This window comes from Natrinema soli, assembly GCF_028618695.1.
Window position 1 is genome coordinate 1 of sequence record NZ_JAQIVI010000640.1, and the last position, 5,766, is coordinate 5,766.

7 protein-coding genes and 1 pseudogene are annotated in these 5,766 nt (G+C 66.1%); all 8 read right to left on the bottom strand.

The features are described from left to right. Window positions 1–215: pseudogene (locus PGX04_RS28805) on the bottom strand (CbiX/SirB N-terminal domain-containing protein); the annotation flags it as partial. Between the two features lie 14 nt (window positions 216–229). After that, the gene (locus tag PGX04_RS28810) at window positions 230–970 is read right to left on the bottom strand and encodes a cobalamin biosynthesis protein (protein WP_273741626.1); all 741 of its coding nucleotides are present in this window, start codon (window positions 968–970) and stop codon (window positions 230–232) included. Further along, window positions 967–1,233 carry a ferredoxin gene (locus PGX04_RS28815; RefSeq protein ID WP_273741627.1) on the bottom strand — a complete coding sequence of 89 codons (267 nt, stop codon included), beginning with the start codon at window positions 1,231–1,233 and terminating at the stop codon, window positions 967–969. The genes PGX04_RS28810 and PGX04_RS28815 overlap by 4 nt, the downstream gene beginning before the upstream one ends. 37 nt (window positions 1,234–1,270) lie before the next feature. Continuing rightward, window positions 1,271–2,317 (bottom strand): precorrin-3B C(17)-methyltransferase, encoded by a 1,047-nt coding sequence (gene cobJ / locus PGX04_RS28820; protein WP_273741628.1) that lies wholly within the window; start codon window positions 2,315–2,317, stop codon window positions 1,271–1,273. A gap of 19 nt (window positions 2,318–2,336) precedes the next feature. Next, the gene (locus PGX04_RS28825) at window positions 2,337–3,212 is read right to left on the bottom strand and encodes a precorrin-3B C(17)-methyltransferase (RefSeq protein ID WP_273741629.1); all 876 of its coding nucleotides are present in this window, start codon (window positions 3,210–3,212) and stop codon (window positions 2,337–2,339) included. After that, a complete protein-coding gene (gene cbiG, locus PGX04_RS28830) occupies window positions 3,209–4,207 on the bottom strand; it encodes a cobalt-precorrin 5A hydrolase (protein ID WP_273741630.1) in 999 nt (332 codons plus the stop codon). The genes PGX04_RS28825 and cbiG overlap by 4 nt, the downstream gene beginning before the upstream one ends. A 120-nt stretch (window positions 4,208–4,327) precedes the next feature. Then, complete coding sequence (locus PGX04_RS28835) at window positions 4,328–5,227, bottom strand: cobalt-precorrin-4/precorrin-4 C(11)-methyltransferase (protein WP_273741631.1); 900 nt, start codon at window positions 5,225–5,227, stop codon at window positions 4,328–4,330. Further along, window positions 5,224–5,766, bottom strand: a 543-nt coding sequence (locus PGX04_RS28840; RefSeq protein WP_273741632.1) for a cobalt-factor II C(20)-methyltransferase, incomplete at its 5' end; no start/stop codon positions are given. The genes PGX04_RS28840 and PGX04_RS28835, both read right to left, overlap by 4 nt.

The window sequence follows — 5,766 nt, forward strand, 5'->3', positions numbered from 1 at the left end:
TCCACTCGATTCAGGCGGGGGTCGACCGATTTCCGTTCGACGAACTCGAGGAACGCGGCGTCGTCCGGGATCCCCAGCCGGGACTCGAGGTCGGCGGCCAGTTCGCGGACCTGTTCGTTCGACTTCTCGCGCCGGGAGCCGTGACCGATCAGGAGGACGGCCTCGTCGTCGAAGCCGGCCGCGGACGCGGGCGTGGTCTGGTCGGGTGTGCTCATCGATTGTCGGTGTCCTACGTCTCGTCGCCGTCGTACGCCGACGCCTGCTCGAGGCTCCGCTCGAGTTTGCGGCGGCGACTCGGCGCGAACAGGCCGGTTTCCTCGCAGTTCTCGTAGAGCCACGCCCCGAAGTCGGGCGCAGCATCGTCGTCGACGCCGAACCAGTAGCCGCCCGACGAGGTTTCCGAGAGGTCGCCCATCGGAGCCTCGACCGGACACTCGGCGATGAGGTCCTGCGCGAGTTCGAGCAACTCCCGATCATCGTGGACGAAGGAGATGCCGACGGTGCCGCTCGAGGACTTGAAGCAGATGGTGCCACAGCCCTCGAGGAAGCCCCGAAGCAGTTCCCGATCGTAGCTCGCAAAGGCCCCGAAGCGGTAGTTGCCGCGGCCGTCGACGGGGAGGCCGAGCGCGCCGCTGCGACCCAGCAGGCCGGCGTCGTCGCTCTCGCCGCTTCCATCTCCGTCCCCGCCATCGCCGATCGAGAGCGTGTACTCGTCCTCGGTTCGCGTAATGGACGTGTCGTGGGCGTAGTCGCGAGTGGTCGTGTCGTGCTCGAGGTCGCCGCCCGCGATGGTGGCAAGCACCTGCGCGGACGCCTCGTCGTTGGTGACGACCTCGATACTGTCATCAGTCACGTCGCCGCTTCCAGCGACGTGGCCCCAGAAGTACGCCGTGGCGGCGTGTCCCGCGAGCGGGTCCGACGGAACCGTGATCTCGAGCGCGTCGTCGGTCGTCGGCTCCGCGTCGCTCATTCGCCCACCTCCTCGACGACGATCGCGTCGGTCGGACAGGCCGCAGCGGCCTGTCGCGCCTCGTCGATTCGGTCGTCGTCGAACGTCGCGACGACGCGCTCGGCGTTGTCAGAGACTTCGCCTTCACAGTCGTAGACCGGATCCGCGCCGGGATCGATCGTGGCGAGGCCGTCCTCGCCCTCGACGAATCGCGGGTCGCGGGTCAAGCAGGCGAAGATGCCGTCGCAGGCCTCTTTCTCGATGGTAACTTCGTATCGTGACATTGGTGAATTTCGTCTGGTCGGATTTCGGTCGAAGCGCTCAGTAGTCGTACTTCGTCTCGTAGCCGCGCGGGGTGACCATCCGATCGTCCCAGACGTAGGTGTCCTCGTTCCCGACGACGATCGTCGTCGTCATGTCGACGATCTCGCTTTCCCCGAGTTCCTCGAGTTCGCCGAGTTCGGTGATCATCACCTGCTCGTCGTCGCGGCCGGCACCGTGAACGATGCCGACGGGCGTATCCTCGTCGCGATGAGCAAGCAGGATCTCGCAGGCCTTCTCGAAGTTCTCCCGGCGCTTGCGGCTCCAGGGGTTGTAGATCGTGACCGTGAAGCTCTCCTTGGCCGCGGAGTGGAGTCGCGATTCGATCTCGGGCATCGGGACGAGGTGGTCCGACAGCGAGATCGAGACGGTGTCGTTCACCAGCGGTGCACCCAGTCGGGCCGCACAGGATTGGGCCGCCGGGACGCCCGGCACGGCCTCGAAGTCGACCATCGACGCCGTCGCACCCTTGGACTCGAGAATCTCGAGTGCGAGCCCGCCGAGCGCGTAGACGTTGGGGTCGCCGCTGCCGACGATGGCGACGTCGTTACCCGCCAGCGCGCGGTCGATCGCCTCCTCGGTGCGGGAGACCTCGCCGCACATCGGCGTGTCGTACAGCTCGTCGGCTTCTTCGGTGATCTCGTCCGGAATGAGGTCGATGTAGGTCGTGTAGCCGACGATGTGGTCCGCCTCGAGCAACGCCGTCTTCGCCCGATCGGTCATCCCCTCCGGATGGCCGGGACCGAGACCGACGGCGCTCAGCTGGCCCGGTTCGGCGTCGAAGTCGTCGACCGTCGAGCCGACCTCCTTCTCGTTCGAGCCGTCGTCGTCCGAACTCGAGGCCCCGCAGCTACTCGAGGACGACGAGGAACCGGAACTCGAAGACGCTCCGCACGTGGAGCCACTCGAGTCGTCGGTACCGCTCGAGGCACCGCACTTCGAGCTCGAGCTGTCGGTACTCGCCTCGCTGGTGTTGCTCTCCGTGCTCGAGGCACCGCAGTTGGAAGTCGATTCGGCGTCGGTGTCAGCGTTTGTGTCAGTACTCATCGTTGTACTATGTGGTGAGTTAGAAGTCGTCGACGTCACGCCCGCCGCGCGGGGTGACGAGATACGTTCGGTCGTCGTTGCGCCAGGTTTCGGTCTCGTGGTTGCCGATGATCAGCGAGGTACCCATCCCCGACACCTTGTCGTCGTGGTCGGCGGCCTCGCCGAGGGTGGTGATGAACTGGCTCTCGCCGTTTCGGCCGGCGTCCGCGCGGCCGGCGTCGTTGACGATGGCCACGGCGGCGTCGTCGGTCCGCTCCTCGCGGACGATCTCGACGGCCCGCTCGTAGTTGCGCCAGCAGTTGTAGAGGACGATTACGAAGTCCGAGATCGCGGCCGCGCGCAGCTTCTCCTCGATTTCGTCCCAGCCGCGCCACTTGTCCGACAGCGAGATCGTACAGAAGTCGTTGCACAGCGGCGCGCCGACGTTCGCCGATCCGCCCAGTGCCGCGGTGATGCCGGGGACGATCTCGATCGGAATATCGGTCGCGTCGTCCTCGTCGGCCATCTTGAAGATCAGGTCGGACTTGCCGTAGACCGACGGATCGCCGCCCGAGACGTGGGCCACGTCCTTCCCCTCTCGGACGTGGTCGAACGCCGCGCGGGCGAGTTCGATCTGGCGGCCCATCGTCGAGCGGATGATCTCCTGTTCGAAGCCATCGTCGCGGGTTGCGATGCCGTCGTCATCCGTCTCCTCCTCCGGCAGCAGGGTTCCGTCATCGCGCAGGAACTCCTGGTAGAGACTCGAGGCGATGACGACCTCCGAGGACTCGATGACCTCTTTGGCCCGCTTGGTCATGTGATCCGGCAGGCCGGGGCCGATACCGACGACATAGAGGGTCCCGTGGTCGTCGGGAGTGCCGCCCTCTGTGCCGGCTGTCGACTCCTCGGTGCTCATCGGCCGATCGCCACCGTGACCTCGTTCTCGTAGCCGAGCTTCTCGAGGACGAGTTCCTGTTCAGCACCGCCGGCGATCGCGCTTGCCTCGGAGACGCCCGGCCAGCCGATCAGTTCCTTCGACTTCGAGGGCGTCGGCCCCTCGTGTGCGAGCAGGGTCTCCTTGTCGAAGGCGACCACGCCGAGATCGAGTTCCTGGGCCGCCTCGAGCAGCCCCTCCTCGTCTTCCTTCCGGGTCGCAGTGCCGACGAATTCGACGTCTGAGAGGTCGTAGTCGGTCTGCTCGAGGGCTTCCTCCCACGCGGCTATGAACGACTCTTTGCTCGCGCCGGAGACGCTCCCGGTCCCGATCACGATGCCGTCGTTCTTGTTTCGTTTGAGCACCGTTACGTCGTCGCCGACGAGGACGGCCTTCGGGCCCTCGAGTCTGGCGACGGGGCCGAGGTTCTCGTCTAGCACGGCCAGATTGGTCTTGACTGTCGAGTCGCCGTTGACGACGTGGGTGTCCATCGCCTTCGCGCGGGACTCGACGCCCTGCTTGCCCGCGGCCTCGCTCGCGGTGGTCATCGCCGGAACCGCGCCCATCGTCGCGAGATCCTGTGCGACCTGATTCGCGCCGTGGTGGCCGCCCGTGATCGGGATGGCCCACGTCAGTTCCTCGTCGACGACGCAGATCGCGGGATCCTCCCACTTGTCGTCGAGCAGGTGGGCCGTCTTCCGCATCGCGATCCCCGAGGCCATCAGGCCGATGAAGCAGTCGTACTCGCCCCAGTGCTCCTCGAAGACGTCGCCGTGGTACTCGATGATGTCGATCGCCTCGTAGCGATCGCCGATCTCGGCTTTGATCTCCTCGGCGGTGTCCATCTTCCGGCCGAAGGAGATGATAGCGATCTCCTCCGCGACCTCGCCGTCCGAATCCGCCGTCGAACAGTGGCCGCCGCCGGAATCCGATCCCGAATCGTCCGTCGTCTCCGCGTTCTCAGTTCCTGAACTCATTGTGTAACTCCTCTCGTACCGAAATCGTCCGTTCCACGTCCGATCGACCCGTCCAGTCCACCGCTCGGGCGGGACTGAAAGGGGCTTTCGCCGTATTCGCGGCCGTGATTCCAGCGCATCTCAGTCATCGCTCGCCTCCGTCTCGCCAGCGTTCTCCGAAGACGATCCTCGATTGGCCCAGTCGCCGTAGAGGAACGAGCGCTCGTAACCCACTCCCGTAACCGCGTCGCCGATGACGACCAGTGCCGACGCCCGATATCCTGCTTCCTCGACCTTGTCCGCGATCGTCCCGATATCGCCGACGATCACGTCCTCGTCGGGCCACGAGGCGTGGTAGATCACCGCGACCGGCGTCTCGGGGTCGTGGTCGGCCTCGAGCAGTCGATCCATCGTGTCCCGAACCGCGTGGGTCCCCAGATAGATGCAGGTCGTCACGTCGCCCATCTCGACGAAGTCGGAGATGTGGTCCTCCTCGGCCGTCAGCGTCTTGCCCTGCGGCCGGGTGAACGCGACGTGGTTCGACACTTCGTTGAGCGTCAGTTGGGTCCGCAGCGTCGCGCTGGCCGCGAACGCCGAGGTGACGCCCGGTACGAAGTGAGTCGGCACCCCCTCGTGTTCCAGCGCGTCCATCTGCTCGAGCGCCGCGCCGTAGATGGCGGGGTCGCCGCTGTGCAGGCGGACGACGTTGTCGCCCTCCTCGTAGGCGTCTCGCATGAGGGGAATCAGTTCCTCGAGATCCTTCCCCACGGAGTTCACCAGTTCGGCGTGGGCGCAGTACTCGTCGAGGAGTTCGCTGTTGACCAGCGAGCCCGCGTGAACGACGAGGTCAGCTTCCTCGAGCAGTTCCTTCCCGGCGACGGTCAGCAAGCGCGGATTGCCGGGGCCGGCACCGACGAAGGGGATTCCCTCCTGTTCGTCGCCGGCGCTGTGGTCGAAGATCCGGTCGTCGAGTTCTTCCCGGCGACGCTCGCCCTGGGAGTCGATCGCGTCCTGCGGGTCGTTCGGTGTGTCGTCAGTCATCGGTGTCCTCCGCGGTGTCCGCCACAGTCGCCGCCCTCGCAGCCTTCGGCGCGCTCGAGGTCGGCTACTTCATCGTCACTCAACTCTCGCCCACCGTCGGAACGGACCTCCGATTCGGTGCTATCGGTCTGGAACGCCGCCGTCGCCTGCTCGACCTCGAGATCTTCCTTCTCGGCGTAGGCGAGCGTGTAGTAGTCGCGCTCGTCGATCGCCGCGGGGTCGTCGGTAACGATCGTCTCGCCCTGTTCCATGAACAGCCGGCGGCCGTAGGTCACCTCGTAGCCGGCCTCGAGGAGTCCGTCGTGGGTCGCCGGTGCGTCGGTAACTTTGAACAGGATCATCCGATCGGGACCGGTCGGACTCGCCCCGCCGGCGGCTTCCCGCAAGGAGAGCCCCGCACCGGCCTCGATCTCGACCCCCATCGCGGTCGCGAACGCCGTCACCGCGCTCACGCCGCGGACGATCTCGAGGTCGACGTCCGGATGAAAGGCGTCGATCGTCCGGCGCAGGTGGCCGAACGTCGAGTAGACGTTCGGATC

Bases quoted from the DNA above. Each gene is read 5' to 3' on its own strand.
- PGX04_RS28810 (WP_273741626.1), bottom strand. From the start codon at position 970: ATGAGCGACGCGGAGCCGACGACCGACGACGCGCTCGAGATCACGGTT.
- PGX04_RS28815 (WP_273741627.1), bottom strand. From the start codon at position 1,233: ATGTCACGATACGAAGTTACCATCGAGAAAGAGGCCTGCGACGGCATC.
- cobJ (WP_273741628.1), bottom strand. From the start codon at position 2,317: ATGAGTACTGACACAAACGCTGACACCGACGCCGAATCGACTTCCAAC.
- PGX04_RS28825 (WP_273741629.1), bottom strand. From the start codon at position 3,212: ATGAGCACCGAGGAGTCGACAGCCGGCACAGAGGGCGGCACTCCCGAC.
- cbiG (WP_273741630.1), bottom strand. From the start codon at position 4,207: ATGAGTTCAGGAACTGAGAACGCGGAGACGACGGACGATTCGGGATCG.
- PGX04_RS28835 (WP_273741631.1), bottom strand. From the start codon at position 5,227: ATGACTGACGACACACCGAACGACCCGCAGGACGCGATCGACTCCCAG.